This window comes from Raoultella sp. T31, from assembly GCF_002806725.1.
Lineage (GTDB): Bacteria > Pseudomonadota > Gammaproteobacteria > Enterobacterales > Enterobacteriaceae > Klebsiella > Klebsiella electrica.
On sequence record NZ_PIBO01000002.1, the window covers coordinates 95,367 to 113,541 of the forward strand.

Annotated in this window: 17 protein-coding genes; 8 read left to right on the top strand and 9 right to left on the bottom strand. The window is 55.7% G+C overall.

Annotated elements, in window-relative coordinates; all coding sequences use genetic code 11:
• Positions 1 to 780, bottom strand: a complete 780-nt coding sequence (pdhR, locus tag CWM52_RS01940; RefSeq protein ID WP_004857919.1) for a pyruvate dehydrogenase complex transcriptional repressor PdhR — start codon at positions 778 to 780, stop codon at positions 1 to 3.
• A 644-nt stretch (positions 781 to 1,424) separates the two neighbouring features.
• On the opposite strand from pdhR, the gene aroP reads away from it, so the two are divergent.
• A complete protein-coding gene (aroP, locus tag CWM52_RS01950; RefSeq protein ID WP_160702312.1) occupies positions 1,425 to 2,798 on the top strand; it encodes an aromatic amino acid transporter AroP in 1,374 nt (457 codons plus the stop codon).
• Between the two features lie 435 nt (positions 2,799 to 3,233).
• Here the strand turns inward: aroP and ampE are convergent, their stop codons facing one another.
• Both ampE and ampD read right to left on the bottom strand, forming a co-directional pair.
• Positions 3,234 to 4,088 (bottom strand): beta-lactamase regulator AmpE, encoded by an 855-nt coding sequence (gene ampE, locus CWM52_RS01955; RefSeq protein ID WP_100682546.1) that lies wholly within the window; start codon positions 4,086 to 4,088, stop codon positions 3,234 to 3,236.
• Entirely contained in the window at positions 4,085 to 4,648 is a 564-nt protein-coding gene (gene ampD, locus CWM52_RS01960) for a 1,6-anhydro-N-acetylmuramyl-L-alanine amidase AmpD (RefSeq protein WP_100682547.1), read from the bottom strand. The genes ampE and ampD overlap by 4 nt, the downstream gene beginning before the upstream one ends.
• A gap of 233 nt (positions 4,649 to 4,881) precedes the next feature.
• Between ampD and nadC the strand changes: the two genes are divergently transcribed.
• The 4 genes from nadC to hofC all read left to right on the top strand — a co-directional run bounded on the left by nadC (position 4,882) and on the right by hofC (position 8,978).
• The gene (gene nadC / locus CWM52_RS01965; protein WP_100682548.1) at positions 4,882 to 5,775 is read left to right on the top strand and encodes a carboxylating nicotinate-nucleotide diphosphorylase; all 894 of its coding nucleotides are present in this window, start codon (positions 4,882 to 4,884) and stop codon (positions 5,773 to 5,775) included.
• 180 nt (positions 5,776 to 5,955) lie between these two features.
• Entirely contained in the window at positions 5,956 to 6,387 is a 432-nt protein-coding gene (gene ppdD / locus CWM52_RS01970) for a prepilin peptidase-dependent pilin (protein WP_100682549.1), read from the top strand.
• Between the two features lie 10 nt (positions 6,388 to 6,397).
• Positions 6,398 to 7,783: a type II secretion system protein GspE gene (gene gspE, locus CWM52_RS01975; RefSeq protein WP_100682550.1), complete on the top strand. Its 1,386-nt coding sequence runs from the start codon at positions 6,398 to 6,400 to the stop codon at positions 7,781 to 7,783.
• On the top strand, positions 7,773 to 8,978 hold the full coding sequence (gene hofC / locus CWM52_RS01980) for a protein transport protein HofC (protein ID WP_100682551.1): 1,206 nt from the start codon (positions 7,773 to 7,775) through the stop codon (positions 8,976 to 8,978). The genes gspE and hofC overlap by 11 nt, the downstream gene beginning before the upstream one ends.
• Before the next feature lie 31 nt (positions 8,979 to 9,009).
• On the opposite strand, the gene CWM52_RS01985 is transcribed toward hofC, so the two are convergent.
• The gene (locus CWM52_RS01985) at positions 9,010 to 10,053 is read right to left on the bottom strand and encodes a GMP reductase (protein WP_100682552.1); all 1,044 of its coding nucleotides are present in this window, start codon (positions 10,051 to 10,053) and stop codon (positions 9,010 to 9,012) included.
• 344 nt (positions 10,054 to 10,397) lie between these two features.
• Between CWM52_RS01985 and coaE the strand changes: the two genes are divergently transcribed.
• From coaE to yacG, 3 genes are read left to right on the top strand one after another with little or no spacing between them, the layout of a single operon-like run.
• Complete coding sequence (gene coaE / locus CWM52_RS01990; protein ID WP_100682553.1) at positions 10,398 to 11,018, top strand: dephospho-CoA kinase; 621 nt, start codon at positions 10,398 to 10,400, stop codon at positions 11,016 to 11,018.
• Positions 11,018 to 11,761, top strand: a complete 744-nt coding sequence (zapD, locus tag CWM52_RS01995; protein WP_100682554.1) for a cell division protein ZapD — start codon at positions 11,018 to 11,020, stop codon at positions 11,759 to 11,761. Before coaE ends, zapD begins: the two co-directional genes overlap by 1 nt.
• A gap of 9 nt (positions 11,762 to 11,770) precedes the next feature.
• A complete protein-coding gene (gene yacG, locus CWM52_RS02000; protein WP_100682555.1) occupies positions 11,771 to 11,968 on the top strand; it encodes a DNA gyrase inhibitor YacG in 198 nt (65 codons plus the stop codon).
• 48 nt (positions 11,969 to 12,016) lie between these two features.
• Here the strand turns inward: yacG and mutT are convergent, their stop codons facing one another.
• The 5 genes from mutT to ftsZ all read right to left on the bottom strand — a co-directional run bounded on the left by mutT (position 12,017) and on the right by ftsZ (position 18,153).
• Positions 12,017 to 12,412: an 8-oxo-dGTP diphosphatase MutT gene (gene mutT / locus CWM52_RS02005; protein WP_100682556.1), complete on the bottom strand. Its 396-nt coding sequence runs from the start codon at positions 12,410 to 12,412 to the stop codon at positions 12,017 to 12,019.
• A gap of 59 nt (positions 12,413 to 12,471) precedes the next feature.
• Complete coding sequence (gene secA / locus CWM52_RS02010; protein WP_100682557.1) at positions 12,472 to 15,177, bottom strand: preprotein translocase subunit SecA; 2,706 nt, start codon at positions 15,175 to 15,177, stop codon at positions 12,472 to 12,474.
• Positions 15,178 to 15,235: 58 nt separating this feature from the next.
• The gene (gene secM / locus CWM52_RS02015) at positions 15,236 to 15,730 is read right to left on the bottom strand and encodes a secA translation cis-regulator SecM (RefSeq protein WP_100682558.1); all 495 of its coding nucleotides are present in this window, start codon (positions 15,728 to 15,730) and stop codon (positions 15,236 to 15,238) included.
• Positions 15,731 to 15,983: 253 nt separating this feature from the next.
• Complete coding sequence (lpxC, locus tag CWM52_RS02020; RefSeq protein ID WP_100682559.1) at positions 15,984 to 16,901, bottom strand: UDP-3-O-acyl-N-acetylglucosamine deacetylase; 918 nt, start codon at positions 16,899 to 16,901, stop codon at positions 15,984 to 15,986.
• Positions 16,902 to 17,001: 100 nt separating this feature from the next.
• Entirely contained in the window at positions 17,002 to 18,153 is a 1,152-nt protein-coding gene (ftsZ, locus tag CWM52_RS02025) for a cell division protein FtsZ (protein ID WP_004857884.1), read from the bottom strand.
• Positions 18,154 to 18,175 lie beyond the last annotated feature (22 nt).

The window sequence follows — 18,175 nt, forward strand, 5'->3', positions numbered from 1 at the left end:
TTAAGAACCGGAGTTCTCATCTTTCCGTTGCTGTAAACGACGCAGTGAGCGTTCTCGACGACTCTCCTCACGGCTACGATCCAGCAAAATTTCCTCAATGAACGCCAGGTGTCGATGCGACGCTTCGCGCGCCTGCTCCGGCTCTCCGGCGATTATCGCCTCGAAAATACGAGTACGATGATTGCTGACCTGCGGGAGCATCTCCCGACGGGCGTACAACAATTCGAAGTTCTGACGAACGTTTTGCGCGAGCATCGGCTCCATGCAGCGTAGCAGATGGAGCAGCACGACATTGTGCGCCGCTTCGGTGACGGCAATTTGATACTGGACGACGGCGTCAGATTCGGCGTCAAGGTCGCCGGACTGCTGGGCCCGTTCGATAGCCTGATGCAGCTCGCGAATACGTTCGCGGTCAGCATCATTGCTGCGCAGCGCCGCGTAATAAGCCGCGATGCCTTCCAGCGCGTGACGGGTTTCCAGCAGATCAAATTGGGATTCAGGGTGATCGGACAGTAGCTCGACCAGCGGATCGCTGAAGCTCTGCCACAGGCTGCTTTGCACAAAAGTTCCACCGCCCTGGCGACGGAGCAACAGGCCCTTGGCTTCGAGGCGTTGAATCGCCTCACGCAGCGAGGGACGGGAAACGTCGAACTGTTTGGCCAGTTCGCGTTCAGGCGGGAGTTTTTCACCGGGGCGTAAGGTCCCCTCAAGGATTAAAAACTCAAGCTGCTGCTCTATCACATCAGATAGTTTTGGTTGGCGGATTTTGCTGTAGGCCATATTCCCTGTCTCTGCCATTAGCCCGTAGTCAATTGGTCTTACCAATTCGCAGTTCGTAGCGCTAAAGTAACAAAGTATTCACCTTCTGTCCATACAGGTTTTGATTGAAATCAGGAAACCACGCACATTTTAACAACCTTACAGAAATAACATTTCAGAATTGTAACTTCACACAAATGATGTGTTTACCACATAAGAGGTAGCGTTAACGTTTATGAAACGAAAAACTAAACCATCTGAACCGATTCAACTGCGACAAATTCGATTTTTAATTCACAAAATATGATTAGTTAATCAAAAGGAATTACTACCCCCTCTTCAGAGCATTATTTACAAATGGTTTCTTTTTGCTCGCTTCGTCATCACCCCTTCATAAAGCAGGTGCATTCACTCGCGCTTATCACTATTCTCGATGAGACGAAAGGCCTTTTGGTATTTTTATGTTTCGCCTTGCGTAAAGAAATCAATACGAAAACGGAATTTCGCAATGACACCACACAACAATATGTAAGCTGAATCAATCAGGGCAGAGCTGACCAAAACGCCCCTGAATTTAGATAGCTATGCTATCTGGCAGGGACAGACAACGAAGCAGTAGCCTGAAGGACGACGCGTATAAACATAATAACCACACACGAGGTTTCATGATGGAAGGTCAACAGCATGGCGATCGGCTCAAGCGCGGCCTGAAAAACCGCCATATTCAGCTTATTGCTCTGGGCGGCGCTATCGGCACCGGCCTGTTCCTGGGCAGTGCATCCGTTATCCAGTCCGCCGGCCCCGGGATTATTCTGGGCTATGCGATCGCCGGTTTTATCGCCTTCCTGATCATGCGTCAGCTGGGTGAGATGGTCGTAGAAGAGCCGGTGGCTGGTTCATTCAGTCATTTTGCGTATAAATACTGGGGCGGTTTTGCCGGTTTTGCTTCCGGTTGGAACTACTGGGTACTGTACGTTCTGGTGGCCATGGCCGAGCTGACCGCCGTCGGGAAATATATTCAGTTCTGGTGGCCCGAGATCCCAACCTGGGTGTCCGCTGCGGTGTTCTTTATTGCCATCAATGCCATCAACCTGAGCAACGTGAAAGTGTTTGGTGAAATGGAGTTCTGGTTCGCCATTATCAAAGTGGTGGCCGTTGTGGCGATGATTCTCTTTGGCGGCTGGCTGCTGTTCAGCGGCAACGGCGGCCCACAGGCAACCGTTCGCAACCTGTGGGACCAGGGGGGATTCCTGCCGCATGGCTTCACCGGACTGGTGATGATGATGGCGATTATCATGTTCTCGTTTGGCGGTCTGGAGCTGGTCGGGATCACTGCCGCTGAAGCGGATAACCCGGAACAGAGCATCCCGAAAGCCACCAACCAGGTTATCTACCGTATCCTGATTTTCTATGTAGGCTCGCTCGCCGTCCTGCTTTCACTGCTGCCGTGGACGCGCGTTACCGCGGATACCAGCCCGTTCGTGCTGATCTTCCACGAGCTGGGTGATACCTTTGTGGCCAACGCCCTGAACGTGGTGGTGCTGACCGCTGCACTGTCCGTGTATAACAGCTGCGTCTACTGCAACAGCCGCATGTTGTTCGGTCTGGCCCAGCAGGGGAACGCCCCGAAAGCGCTGATGAGCGTCGATAAGCGCGGCGTGCCGGTCAACACCATTATGGTCTCCGCCGTGGTCACCGCGCTGTGCGTCCTGATTAACTACTTTGCACCGGAGTCGGCGTTTGGCCTGCTGATGGCGCTGGTGGTCTCCGCGCTGGTGATTAACTGGGCGATGATTAGCCTCGCGCATATGAAGTTCCGTCGCGCAAAACAGCAGCAGGGCGTGGTTTCGCGTTTCCCGGCGCTGTTCTACCCGGTCGGCAACTGGGTCTGCCTGCTGTTCATGGTGGCGGTACTGGTGATTATGCTGATGACGCCGGGCATGGCGATTTCCGTGTACCTGATCCCGGTCTGGATTGCGGTTCTCGGCATCGGCTATCTGTTTAAACAGAAAAGCGCCGGCGCGCTAAAAGCGCAATAATCCCTCTCTACACGCTGTGCCCGTCCCGTGATGGCGGGCACAGCACATTGTTATCGGGTTCACGCCTTCCCATCCCTTCCCTCCCCTTCCCGGTAGTTTTAGCCATTTCGTCATTCTGATACGGCGACGCCTTTATTGCTGATTCCGTTCACCCCGGAACGGGTCTAAATCAGCAGAGCCCGTATTTATTTCACACCGGCGATGAGAACCGTCAGTAGGGTCCCGGCCACAGCGGTTTACGCAAACGCCGGTAGGGGAAGAGGTATGGGTCTATCGTGCCCGGAACGATACCGGGATTGAGGGGGGGGATCTGCGGTACTATCTCATCGCCACATGCGGTTCAAACGGGTTCGCAGGCAAGAAAACGGGATGCCTGACTCCGGCATCCCGTCCGACGATACCTCTTGATTCCCCCTGCCCGACAGCGGGCGGGGCTTAAACCAGGGTACCGTAAATGGTGAGTAGCGCCATGATAACGACCACCACCAGCGATGTTTTTTTGGCCATTGAGACCGCCGCTTTAGGCGTCTCGACCTTATCCACATGCGGTTCGCGCGCCAGCGAAAACTGCGCCAGTCGGGTCAGAACCTGGTACTGCGACGAGTGGCGATCGCCCAACGAAGCAAACCAGGCCGGCAGCGCTTTTTCACCGTGCCCGACCAGCGCATACACCACGCCGACCAGACGCACCGGCAGCCAGTCCACCACGTGCAGAATGGCATCAATCCCCGACTGTAAGCGATGGCGCGGCGTTTGATAACGCGCCAGCCACGTCTGCCAGGCGCGCAGCACACAGTAACCGATCAACGTAATGGGTCCCCATGACCCGCCAACCACAAACCAGAACAGCGGAGCCAGATAGTAGCGGTAGTTAATCCACAGCAGCGCATTTTGCAATTCGCTCAGAAACTCGCGATCGTCACAGCCGGGCGGCACGCCGTGAATCAGCGTCAGCTCGCTGGCCATCGCATCGCAGGCATGACGATCGTTGCGCGATGCCGCTTTCAGGTACGCATGATAGTGCAGCCGTACCCTGCCCGCGCCAATACACAGCAGACCGAGCAAGATCCAGAACACCAGCAGCGGGACGTTAAACAGCACCCCGTGCAGCACGCGCTGAATAAGATAGACCACCGCCATTGCCAGCGCCGTCATCAGCAGCGTCGCAGGGAGTGAAAAGTGTTTTACCCGGCGAAACAGCACTTCCAGACGGTGATCGAGCTGCCAGTGCTCACCCAACTTAAACAGCCGCTCGGCGATGAGAACCAGCAGCGTAGTAAACAACGTCATGGCATCTCCTTTTCTGACGAAGCGGCCAGCAGGCCGCGGAATTTTGCCCAGTCAAAAGCCGGACCGGGATCCGTTTTTCGCACTGGCGCAATATCGCTGTGGCCAGTCATATGGTTGGCGATGGCCGGGTACAACGCGATCAGCTGCCGCGTTACGGCCACCAGCTGCTGGTACTGGGCATCGGTATAGGCCAGCGTGTCGGTTCCTTCCAGCTCAATGCCGATAGAGAAGTCATTGCAGCGTTCACGTCCGTGATAGCTGGAGACGCCCGCGTGCCACGCTCGCTTATCAAAAGGAACATACTGCACAATTTCGCCATCGCGGCGAATCAGACAATGCGCTGAAACGCGCAGATGCGCGATTTCCGCAAAGAAAGGATGAGCGTTGGGATCAAGCGTTCCGGTGAATAAAGCATCGATCCACGGGCCGCCAAATTCCCCCGGCGGCAGACTAATATTATGCACCACCAGTAAGGAAGGGGCTTCATCATCCGGGCGGCAATCATGGTGCGGCGAAGGAACCCGACGCGCATCCACCAGCCATCCCCCATTCAACTGCATGCGGAATCTCCTTTCGCTAACTCATGCTCCCGGGCCGCCCGTGGCCCAAAGGATGCTGATTATCATACACAAAATCGTTCGGCCTGCGGCCCGGCGACCCATAAATCATCGCTAAAAAGCAGAGACATAGCCGATACACAGGCGCCCTGAAGGGCGAAGTCTGTATGGTGTAGAAACGCTGTTCAGGTTAGCATGTTTCCCACTGCTGAATCTTATCTATCTGGAGCTTTATCATGTCGCTTCGTCGCTACAATCCCGACCGCCGCCGTGACGCGCTGCTGGAACGCATTAACCTGGATATCACCGATGCCGTCGCCCAATCCCTGCGGGAAGATCTGGGTGGCGAGGTCAATGCCAACAACGATATTAGCGCCCAATTATTGCCGGAAGACGCGCGCTCGCATGCGGTCATTATTACGCGCGAAGAGGGCGTATTTTGCGGTAAACGCTGGGTGGAAGAGGTCTTCATTCAACTGGCTGGCGACGATGTCAGCATCACCTGGCACGTCAAAGATGGCGATCTCATCAAAGCGGACCAGCCGCTGTTTGAGCTGGAGGGCCCTTCCCGGCTGCTGCTGACCGGTGAGCGCACCGCGCTGAATTTCGTGCAGACCCTGTCCGGGGTCGCCAGCGAAGTACATCGCTATGTGGCGCTCCTGGCAGGAACCAAAACCCAGCTGCTCGATACGCGTAAAACGCTGCCTGGCCTGCGCACCGCCCTGAAATATGCCGTACTGTGCGGCGGCGGCGCCAACCACCGCCTGGGTTTATTCGACGCCTTCCTGATTAAAGAAAACCATATTATTGCCTCCGGCTCAGTGCGTCAGGCGGTGGAAAAAGCTTTCTGGCTGCACCCGGACGTTCCGGTGGAAGTGGAAGTGGAATCGCTTGATGAACTGGATGAAGCGCTTAAAGCCGGCGCGGATATCATTATGCTCGATAATTTCACCACCGAGTTGATGCGCGAAGCGGTGAAGCGGACCGACGGCAAGGCGGCGCTGGAAGTGTCCGGCAACGTCACCTTTAAAACCATCCGCGAATTTGCCGAAACCGGCGTTGACTACATCTCCGTCGGCGCGCTGACCAAGCACGTACACGCCCTGGATCTCTCCATGCGTTTTCGTTAATCGCCCCGCCCCGGATCGACAACGCGCCGGGGCGCTCTTTTGCGAGACAGCGAGCATCGCTGACGCTCACACCTGCAAGAACAGCAGAAAATCTGGAAGATCGTTTCCCGCCTCATCATTTGCCATTCGCCGCTGCGCCTCAAGCGCGTCACAGTGCATCCTTAATCACAAGGAGCATATATGGACAGACAACGCGGATTTACCCTGATCGAGCTGATGGTGGTCATCGGCATTATCGCCATTCTGAGCGCTATCGGCATTCCGGCTTATCAGAACTACCTGCGCAAAGCGGCCCTGACCGACATGCTGCAAACCTTTGTCCCGTACCGTACGGCCATTGAACTGTGCGCGCTCGAACACGGAGGGCTGGCAAGCTGCGACGCCGGCGCCAACGGGATCCCTTCTTCAGCGACCACGCGCTATGTCGCCACAATGAGCGTCGCGCAAGGTGTTGTCACGCTTAACGGACAAGAAAGCCTGAACGGGCTGAGCGTCGCCATGACGCCGTCCTGGGACAACGCCAACGGTATCACCGGCTGGCAGCGCGTCTGCAGCATAGCCAGCAACAGCGCACTCCAGCAGGCCTGTGAAGATGTGTTCCGCATAAACTGAGGCCGCCGCGATGAAAACCGATCGGTTAATCTCCCTTTGCCAGCGCTATCAGGCGCTGCTGTTGAACAGCGATGAGCAAACCATCGCCATCGCAGTTGTCGACGCTCCGGCGCCTGAACTGATGGAGGCGCTGCGTTTCGCCACTCAGAAACGGATCGATATCGAATGCTGGAGCCAGGAGCAGATGCATCAGCGGCAGCAGGGAGCGGCCCACGCCCCGCTCCCGGCTCACAGCGATACCGCGGCCGATGTTATCGGGCAGGTTCAGCAGATCCTTGAGCAAGCGCTACGCCAGCGGGCCTCCGATATTCATTTTGAACCCGCAGAAAATCACCTGCGCATTCGCCTGCGGGTCGATGGCGTACTCCATGCGCTGTCGCCCCTTCCCGCTGAACGCTCAGCCCCGATTGCCGCACGACTTAAAGTGCTCGGCAACCTGGACATCGCTGAGCATCGGCTGCCGCAGGATGGTCAGTTCACCCTGCCCCTTGCCGGTCGCCCGGTCTCTTTCCGTATTGCCACCCTTCCCTGTCGCCACGGGGAGAAAATCGTGCTGCGTTTACTGCATCAGGTCGATCAGGCGCTGGATCTGGGGGCGCTGGGGCTTTCGTCAGACCAGCTTATCGCGCTGCGCTCGGCCCTCGACCAGCCGCAGGGACTGCTGCTGGTTACCGGCCCAACCGGTAGTGGTAAAACCGTTACGCTATATAGCGCGCTGCAAACCAGGAACCACGATGCGGTCAATATTTGTAGCGTGGAAGATCCGCTGGAGATGCCGATAGCCGGCCTGAACCAGACACAAATCAACCCCCGTGCCGGGCTGACTTTTCAAAACGTTCTGCGCGCGCTGTTACGCCAGGATCCTGACATCGTCATGGTCGGGGAAATTCGCGATGCGGAAACCGCAGAGATTGCGATTAAAGCGGCGCAAACCGGACATCTGGTCCTCTCGACACTGCACACCAACTCCACCAGTGAAACTCTCACCCGCCTACAGCAAATGGGGGTTGCCGGCTGGATGCTCTCTTCTGCGCTGTCGCTGGTCATCGCTCAACGCCTGGTGCGTAAACTGTGCGTACACTGCCGTCGTGAAACCGGAAAAGCGACGGATATACCGCGCCGTTTGTGGCCCCGGCCCCTCCCGCGCTGGCAGGCCGTAGGTTGCCAGCACTGCTATCACGGCTACTATGGTCGCCAGGCATTATTTGAGCTATTGCCGGTGAATGCCCCGCTACGTCAAGCGATTGCCCGCGGCCTGAGCGCGCTGGAAATCGAATCTCTGGCACGCGAAGCGGGCATGATGACGCTGTTTGAAAGTGGCTGTCTGGCGGTCGAGCAGGGGCTGACTAACCTTGAAGAAATCATCCGCGTACTGGGGATCCCTCATGACCGCTAACCGTCTCTGGCGCTGGCAAGGCGTGGATATGCAGGGCCGGATTTGTCAGGGGACACAGTGGAACCCTGGTCGACTGGAAGTATTCCAGGCGCTTCAGCATGAACGCATTATGCCACTGGCCATTCGCCGCTGTGCGATCAAAAACACGCTCTGGCATCCGCGCTATGGCAGTCAGGTTGTTCGCCAGCTGGCCGTGCTCCTTCAGGCCGGGCTTTCTTTAGCGGAAGGGCTCGAACTACTGGCGCAGCAGCAGCCGAGCGCGCAATGGCAGGCGTTATTGCGCGCATTGGCTCAGGATCTGGCGCAAGGCGTCTCGCTTTCTGCCGCGCTGGAAAAGTGGCCTCAGGCCTTTGCCCCGCTCTGTCTGGCGATGATCCGTACCGGCGAACTCACCGGTAAACTGGATTTTTGTTGTCTTCAGCTGGCGCGTCAGCAGCAGGAACAGCAGCAGCTGGCGGATAAAGTGAAGAAAGCGGTGCGCTACCCGGTCGTGATTCTGAGCCTCGCTCTGGCGGTGGTGGTGGCGATGCTGTGCTTCGTCCTGCCGGAATTTGCGGCGATTTACCAAACCTTCAACACACCGCTACCGCTGCTGACGCGCCTGATTATTCACGCCAGCGAAAGCCTTAGCCATGGCTGGCCAATGCTGATTCTGCCGATTATGCTGCCCGCGCTCCTTAACCTGATAGCCGCCCGCCGTCCGCCGTGGCTGCTACGGCGGCAAAAAATGCTGCACACGCTTCCGGTCGTGGGGAAACTGATACGCGGACAGCGGCTTAGCCAGATCTTTACCGTACTCGCACTCACCCAAAGTGCAGGTATTAGCTTTCTGCAAGGTCTGGAAAGCGTCGAGGAAACGCTGAACTGCCCGCTATGGCGCCAGCGGATCCAGCAGGTACATCGGCACATTAGCCACGGAGCGCCCATCTGGCAGGCGCTTGAGCGAAGCGGTGGTTTTACCACGCTATGCCTGCAGCTCATCCGTACCGGTGAAGCATCCGGATCGCTGGATACGATGCTGGAAAATCTCGCCCGTCATCATAGCGAGCAGACGCATAATCAGGCAGAAAACCTGGCAACGTTACTGGAGCCAGCCCTGCTGTTGGTCACCGGAACGATTGTCGGCGTGCTGGTGGTGGCGATGTATTTACCCATCTTTCATCTGGGTGACGCCATTAGCGGAATGGGGGGATAAGCGCTGGCGCGCAACGCGCCAGCATCAGGCATTACAGGCTGTTGAACACGCGATTCTCTTGTTCCTGCACGCGAATAAAGGTCGTACGCTTGGTCAGCTCTTTCAGGCGAGAAGCGCCCACATAGGTACAGGCAGAACGCAGGCCGCCGAGGATATCGCGAGCCGTATTCTCCACCGGTCCACGCAGAGGCAACTTCACGGTTTTGCCTTCCGCGGCGCGATACTGCGCAACGCCGCCAACGTGGCGCGTCATGGCGGATTCGGAGCTCATGCCGTAGAACAGCATGAATTTCTCGCCGTTTTCTTCAACGACGGTACCGCCGCTCTCTTCATGGCCGGCCAGCATTCCCCCCAGCATGACAAAATCTGCGCCGCCGCCGAAGGCTTTCGCCACATCACCAGGCATCGTGCAACCGCCGTCGCTGACGATCTGGCCACCCAGGCCATGCGCTGCATCGGCACACTCGATAACGGCAGACAGCTGCGGATAACCGACGCCGGTCTTCACGCGAGTAGTACATACGGAGCCCGGACCGATCCCCACTTTCACAATATCAGCGCCGGACAGAATCAGCTCTTCGCACATTTCGCCCGTCACGACGTTACCGGCAATAATGGTTTTCTGCGGCCAGGCTGCGCGCGCTTTAGCGACGAACTGAACAAAATGTTCAGAATAACCATTCGCCACATCGATGCAGACGAAGCTAAGCTGCGGATTGTGAGAAAGGATCTGCTGGGTTTTTTCGAAATCAACATCCGAGGTCCCGGTGGACACCATGACGTATTTCAGCACATCTGCAGACACCGACTGGACAAACCCCTGCCATTGTTCAACGGTATAGTGCTTGTGAACCGCGGTCAGAATACCGAAAGAGGCCAGCGCTTTCGCCATGTCAAACGTCCCGACAGTATCCATGTTAGCGGCAATGATCGGCACGCCAGACCAGGACAGGCCAGAATGTTTAAAAGTGAATTCACGTTCCAGCTGAACATCAGAACGGCTTTTGAGAGTAGAGCGTTTTGGGCGGATAAGAACGTCTTTAAAACCAAGCTTCAGATCTTCTTCGATACGCATGAACGAATTCCTGGGGTTAATGGCATTATTGTGAGAGCACAACTCCAGTGACGTTATCATACGCACGAATCATGGCCGCGCAAGACTGCGATTTTCACTTTTTTTACGCTACAATCGTATAAATTTACCTGGTGAACAGTAGATGGCGCGCTGATGATAATCGACGTCCAGCGCATCATTTTTAACCATTTGATTTATATACAAAACAATCCAGTATATATTGTGATGGCCGTTTACTGGCCGGCAGTCACCTTGATGGGATAGCGTTCACCCGGTCGTGGTGCTCAGCAAAACGGGCGCCTGTGAAGAGTAATGTGTATATGGTCAGTTCAGGATCGGAGCGTATGAGGTATACGGTAGCGTTAACAGGCGGCATTGGCAGTGGCAAGAGTACCGTGGCCGATGCATTTTCCCACCTCGGGATTAACGTTATTGACGCTGACATTATCGCCCGCCAGGTTGTAGAACCCGGCACCACCGCGCTTCAGGCCATCGCCACTCACTTTGGCTCGCAGATGCTCAACGATGACGGCACGCTGAACCGCCGCGCTCTGCGTGAAAAAATCTTTGCTCACCCCGAGGATAAAGCCTGGCTTAACGCGCTACTGCATCCGCTCATTCAGCAGGAAACACGCCGGCAGATGCTGGCCGCGAGCTCCCCTTATCTTCTCTGGGTCGTCCCCTTACTGGTCGAAAACCGGCTGGCCGCGAATGCCGATCGCGTACTGGTCGTTGATGTTCCAAAAGAGACGCAGATCGCGCGTACGGTGCTTCGCGATCGGGTCAGCCGTGAACATGCAGAACATATTCTTGCCGCCCAGGCGACGCGCGAACAGCGCCTTGCCGTTGCGGATGATATCATTGAAAACATGGGCCCTCCGGATGCCATCGCATCGGATGTTACCCGCCTGCACGAAAAGTATCTAATGCTGGCATCGCAGGCAGCCTCACAGGAAAAATCGTAATGCACACCCCCGTTCTGTTTGAACATCCACTCAACGAGAAAATGCGCACCTGGCTGCGTATTGAATTTTTGACTCAGCAATTGTCCGTTCATCCGACAATCGCCAGCTACGCCGATGCACTCCATTTTTTCCGCAACGCGGGCGATCTTTTAGATGTACTGGAACGTGGAGAGGTCAGGACGGACCTGCTGAAAGAGCTGGAACGCCAGCAGCGTAAACTGCAGTCATGGGCAGATATTCCCGGCGTCGATCGGGAGCGCATTGACGTATTACGCCAGCAGCTCAAGCAGTGCGGCAGCACGCTGATGTCCGCGCCGCGCATCGGCCAGTTCCTGCGCGAAGATCGTTTGATTGCGCTGGTACGCCAGCGTCTGAGCATTCCCGGCGGCTGCTGCAGTTTTGATTTGCCGACGCTGCATATCTGGCTGCACATGCCGCAGGCATACCGCGATGAACAGGTCGGAGTCTGGATAGCCAGCCTTGAGCCGCTGACTCAATCTCTGGTGCTTATCCTCGATCTGATTCGTAATGCCGCCCCTTTCCGTAAGCAGACCAGCCTCAACGGCTTTTATCAGGACAATGGCGAAGATGCTGACCTGCTTCGTCTGCGACTGGACATTGCCAGCCAGCTCTACCCACAAATCTCCGGCCATAAGAGTCGTTTTGCTATCCGCTTCATGCCGCTGGACAGCGAGTTCGGGGTGGTACCTGAGCGTTTTGATTTCGAACTGGCTTGTTGTTAAGGAGAAAAAATGTCAGAAGAGACGATCGTCAATTGCCCCACCTGCGGTAAATCCGTGGTCTGGAACGCACAGAGCCTGTTTCGCCCCTTTTGCTCTAAACGCTGTCAGCTGATAGATCTGGGTGAATGGGCTGCAGAAGAAAAACGTATTCCCAGCGCAAGCGATCTGTCCGATAGCGATGGCTGGAGCGAGGAACAACAACCGTGACCGGTTCCCGGACAAGGCGACATCGCGCATTGTCCGGGGAACGCTGATTCAGGAAGCCGCCTGTACGAGTTTCGTAATAATGGGTTCATTGGCCGGCGGAAACGCCTCAGAATCTAACGCTCGTTGCGCAATCCACTGACCCGGCTGCCCTTCTTTCCCCCACGGCTCGCCGGACCACTCTTCCACCAGCCAGAACCACAGGGTAATGTGGCGGTCCGGGAACTGATACTCCAGCGTATCAAACAGACGGGATGAGCGTACCGTAATCCCCACCTCTTCCTGCAGTTCACGCACCAGCGCCTGCTCCGCAGATTCTCCGGCTTCAATTTTACCGCCGGGAAACTCAAGTTTATTGGCCATATGGACATCGGCGGCCCGCTGGGTGATAAAGATCTCCCCTTGCGGATTGCGGATAATACCCACGGAGATTTGCAGTTGTTTCATCGTGATTATTCCATAAAAAAGGCGCAGATATCTGCGCCTTCATTTTTCATGCTCTGAGCTTAGCTCAGACGGCCGTGGCACTGCTTATATTTTTTACCGGAACCACACGGGCAAGGATCGTTACGACCCACTTTACGCTCGCCGGTCTCCTCAGCCAGCGCAGCCGCGGCGGCAGTGTCGTCATCCTGATGGCTAAGCTGTTGCATCTGTGCCAGACGTTCAGCTTCCTCACGGCGCTGCTGCTCCATTGCCTCAACTTCTTCCGGCATGCGGACCTGAACCTTGCTCAGGGTGCTGATCACTTCATACTTCAGTGATTCCAGCATCGCGGCAAACATGGAGAAGGACTCACGCTTGTACTCCTGCTTCGGATCTTTCTGCGCATAGCCGCGCAGATGAATGCCCTGACGCAGGTAGTCCATCGCCGCGAGGTGCTCTTTCCACAGGGAGTCCAGAGTCTGCAGCATGACGCCTTTCTCGAAATGACGCATCATTTCGGCGCCCACAACTTCTTCTTTACGCTGATAGGTCTCAATCGCGCTCTGCAGAATACGCTCACGCAGCGTCTCTTCATGCAGCTCCGGCTCTTTATCCAGCCATTCTTTCAGCGGCAGCTCAAGGTCGAAGTCATTTTTCAGACGTTCCTGCAGACCTTCAACATCCCACATCTCTTCCAGAGACTGCGGCGGGATATGGGCATCGATGGTCGCTTTGAACACATCTTCACGGATGCTGTTGATGGTTTCGCTGACATCAGAAACGTCCAGCAATTCGTTACGCTGACTGTAGATTGCCCGACGCTGATCGTTAGCAACATCATCATATTCCAGCAGCTGCTTACGAATATCAAAGTTGCGGCTTTCGACTTTACGCTGTGCGTTAGCGATGGCCTTGGTGACCCACGGGTGCTCAATCGCTTCGCCTGGCTTCATCCCCAGTTTACGCATCATGCCGGAGACACGGTCGGAGGCAAAGATACGCATCAGGGCATCTTCCATCGACAGGTAGAAGCGGGAAGAACCGGCATCCCCCTGACGACCGGAACGACCGCGCAGCTGGTTATCGATACGACGGGATTCATGACGCTCGGTACCGATAATATGCAGGCCGCCTGCCGCCAGAACGGCATCGTGACGCACCTGCCAGTCGGCTTTAATTTGCGCGATTTGCTCTGGCGTCGGATCTTCCAGCGCGGTGACTTCGGCCTGCCAGCTCCCGCCGAGCATAATATCCGTACCACGACCGGCCATGTTGGTGGCGATGGTTACCGCTGACGGGTAACCCGCCTGGGCAACGATATCCGCTTCGCTGGCGTGGAACTTCGCGTTCAGCACGTTGTGCTTGATACCGGCTTTGGCCAGCTCATGGGAAACCACTTCTGATTTTTCAATCGAAATGGTACCAACCAGAACCGGCTGACCTGCGGCGGTGCGCTCTTTAATATCTTCGATGATCGCCTGAATTTTTTCCGCTTCGGTCATATAGACCAGATCCGCCATATCTTTACGGATCATCGGGCGGTTAGTTGGTACCACGACGGTATCCAGCTTGTAGATAGAGCTAAATTCAAAGGCTTCGGTATCTGCCGTACCGGTCATCCCCGCCAGTTTCTCATACAGACGGAAATAGTTCTGGAAGGTGATGGAGGCCAGCGTCTGGTTTTCATTCTGGATATCCACGCCTTCTTTCGCTTCAACCGCCTGGTGGAGACCATCAGACCAGCGACGCCCTTGCATCGTACGACCAGTATGCTCATCGACGATAATCACTTCGCCATCTTTGACGATATAGTCAACGTCGCGGGTGAACAGCACGTGCGCGCGCAGCGCCGCCGTCACGTGGTGCATCAGCATAATATTCGACGGCGAATACAGCGATTCGCCTTCGTCCATGATCCCTTCCTGCACCAGCAGCTCTTCGATCAGCACCAGACCACGTTCGGTCAGGTTAACCTGGCGCGCCTTTTCATCAACGGAGAAGTGGCCTTCACCGGTAAAGGTGTCGGAATCTTCTTTATCCTGACGAACCAGGTGCGGGATTATCTTGTTAACGCGCTTGTACATTTCCGAGCTGTCTTCCGCCGGACCGGAAATGATCAGCGGAGTACGCGCTTCATCGATCAGGATGGAGTCCACCTCATCGACCAGCGCATAGTGCAGTTTACGCTGAACGCGCTCTTCCGGGCTGAACGCCATATTGTCGCGCAGGTAGTCAAAGCCGTATTCGTTGTTGGTACCGTAGGTAATATCCGCGCCATACGCTTCACGTTTGGCAGGCGCCGGTAAACCGGACATGTTGATCCCGACGGTCATACCGAGGAACTCAAACAGCGGACGGTTGTTTTCAGCATCACGCTGCGCCAGATAGTCGTTGACGGTGACCACGTGAACGCCTTTACCGGACAACGCATTCAGGTACGCAGGCAGCGTTGCGGTCAACGTTTTACCTTCACCGGTACGCATTTCCGCGATGCAACGCTGGTTAAGCACCATGCCGCCCAGCAGCTGGACGTCGAAGTGGCGCATACCAAATACGCGTTTACTGGCTTCACGTACCACGGCAAAGGCTTCCGGGATCAGGCTTTCCAGGCTTTCGCCCTTTTCCAGACGAGCACGAAACTCGGCGGTCTTGCCTTTCAGCTCGTCATCCGAGAGCTTTTCCATCTCCGGTTCCATGGCATTGATGAGGCCAACGGTTTTGCGCATGCGGCGCAAAGTACGATCGTTACGACTACCGAAAACTTTAGTTAATAATTTGATTAGCATAATAAAATCTCAAACGCCCCGCGATGCGGAGTCACAAAAAGAATCATCCGTTTTTAGTTCAGCTGAGGCGTTGAGGTCCTGCGCGAATCCCTGCCACCTGGCTAATCCAGGCCGAGACAGAAAATGCAGAATGGGACGGGGTGTAAGCCGCCTGGCGAACAATCACCGGCGGTTTGCTCTCCTGCGTCAGCAGGGCGCTGAGCGTGTCAAGTAAAGCCAGATGCTGCGCCTGGAATGGCGAAGACGCTTCGGCAACCGGCAACGCTTGCGGTGCCATCGCAAATGAGAGATGGCGGATGACCGTGCGGATAGCATGCTGATGCCAGTAATCGACGGTAAAGTTAGGTCGACGGCTGGCGTCCAGCAGCGCCAGCTGGGAGAAATTGACTTTATTCGGGCTGTGGTTGCTGGCCGTGGTTTTGGTCGGCGAAGCCGTTTCGTGGCTGTTGCTAAGCGCGGGCAGGCCAAAGCCAGCCGCGACCATCCCCAACAGGAGATGCGGCCAGAAATACCGTCTGCCAAACTGTCGCCAGCGCGTCAGCAATCCACTCACGTACGTTACCTTTAGTTGAAGCAACCCGAGGAAATATTTTTTGCGCCCAAATACTACCATTAATACTGCACGACAGCAGCAGGAATGACGGTTGCGGCAAGGCAAAAACGTTCAATAAATCAGCGAACGCACAATGAACAGCGCCGCAGAATCAGGACAGAACCGGCAGAGGGAGGCAAAAAAAAGAAAAAAGACTGGCCCCCTGGTCGGAGAGAGTACCAGGTTACCAGTCTGTTTTACTGAATGGTCAGGCTTATGCCATAACCATTGACGGTGCGCGGAATGCCAGCGGCATTTCTGCTTCGTCTTCGAAAGTCACATACTCCCAGGCTTCCTGTTTTGCCAGAACAGCCTGCAGCAGTTTGTTATTCAACGCGTGACCTGACTTGAACGCCGTGAATGCACCGATGATATTGTGACCACACATAAACAGGTCGCCAATCGCATCCAGCATTTTGTGACGGACAAACTCATCTTCAAAGCGCAGACCGTCTTCGTTCAATACGCGATAATCGTCAACAACGATGGCACAATCGAAGCTGCCGCCCAGGCACAGGCCGCGGGACTGCAGATATTCGATATCACGCATAAAACCAAAAGTACGAGCGCGACTAATCTGGCGCATAAATGCATCGGCAGAGAAGTTCATCGCATAGCGCTGGCTGCTTGCATCAATCGCCGGGTGGTTAAAATCGATGGTAAAATCCAACGAAAAACCATTGAACGGCTTGAATTCAGCCCATTTGTCGCCATCTTCGACCCGAACGGTCTCTTTGATGCGGACAAATTTCTTGGCACAGTTCAGCTCATCGATGCCGGCGTCCAGCAGCAAATAAACGAACGGCGCAGCGCTACCATCCATAATTGGAATTTCCGGCGCATCGACTTCAACAACGATGTTGTCAATGCCAAGGCCCGCCAATGCGGCATTCAGGTGCTCGACCGTTGAAATCCGCACGTCATGCTCGTTCACCAGGCAAGTACAGAGCATGGTATCACGCACAGATTTGGCATCAGCCGGAAAATCAACCGGTGGATTCAAGTCGGTGCGACGATAGATGACCCCGGTATTTGCCGGCGCAGGGCGTAACGTCAGGGTGACTTTCTTGCCGGTATGCAAACCGACGCCAGTCGCCTGAACGATACGTTTAAGAGTCCTTTGTTTGATCATCGTATAATCTCGCCAAGTTACCTATCCAACCGAAGTGTACAATACATTCGGGAGGGCAGTTTAGCACAAAGAGCGCTGATGCCCAACTTCCAGCCAATTCTTAATCGGCTTGCTTACGCAGGAACGCTGGGATATCCAGATAATCCGGCTCTTTCGCAGTTTGCGGCGTGTTGTCGTTCACCACTTTCGCAACCGGTTTCTGCTCTTGCGTTAACGGAGCCATACCGTGCTGCTGGTAGCGATCCATAACCGGCTGCTGAACCTGTTTGTTGGTCACCAGGGTAATTTCCGGACGCTTGTCCATACCGATACCGGTGGCCACAACGGTCACACGCAGTTCGTCGTTCATATCCGGGTCAAGGGACGTACCGATAACCACGGTCGCATTATCCGAAGCGAAAGCACGGATAGTGTTACCGACGGTTTCGAACTCATCCAGACGCAGATCGAAGCCAGCCGTAATGTTGACCAGAACGCCGCGCGCGCCGGACAGATCGATATCTTCCAGCAGCGGAGAAGAGATGGCCATTTCAGCCGCTTCTTCCGCACGGTCTTCACCGCTCGCTACGCCGGAGCCCATCATCGCATAGCCCATTTCGGACATCACGGTACGCACATCCGCAAAGTCGACGTTCATCAGACCCGGACGGGTAATCAGTTCGGCGATACCCTGTACTGCGCCTTTCAGCACATCGTTTGCTGCGCCGAAAGCATCCAGCAGAGAGATGCCGCGGCCGAGAACTTTCAGCAGCTTATCGTTCGGAATAGTGATCAGCGAGTCCACGTGCTTGGACAGCTCAGTGATCCCCTGCTCGGCGAACGCCATGCGCTTCTTGCCTTCAAAATTAAACGGCTTAGTGACCACCGCCACGGTCAGGATGCCCAGATCTTTCGCTACTTCAGCGACGACTGGCGCGGCGCCGGTACCGGTACCGCCACCCATACCTGCGGCAATAAACACCATGTCTGCGCCATCAAGAGCAGCACGCAGCGCTTCACGGTCTTCATCAGCCGCATTGCGACCGACTTCCGGGTTTGCACCGGCACCCAGACCTTTGGTAATCCCGCTACCGATCTGAATTGTCTGGCCAACAGCCGTTTTACGCAGCGCCTGCGCGTCGGTGTTCACCGCAAAGAATTCCACACCTTCGATACGCTCGCGTACCATGTGTTCGACGGCATTGCCACCGCCGCCACCGACGCCGATGACTTTAATCACCGCGTCGTTGGTCAGTTCCATAGGTTCAAACATAGTTTCTCTCCGTTTTGTGCCT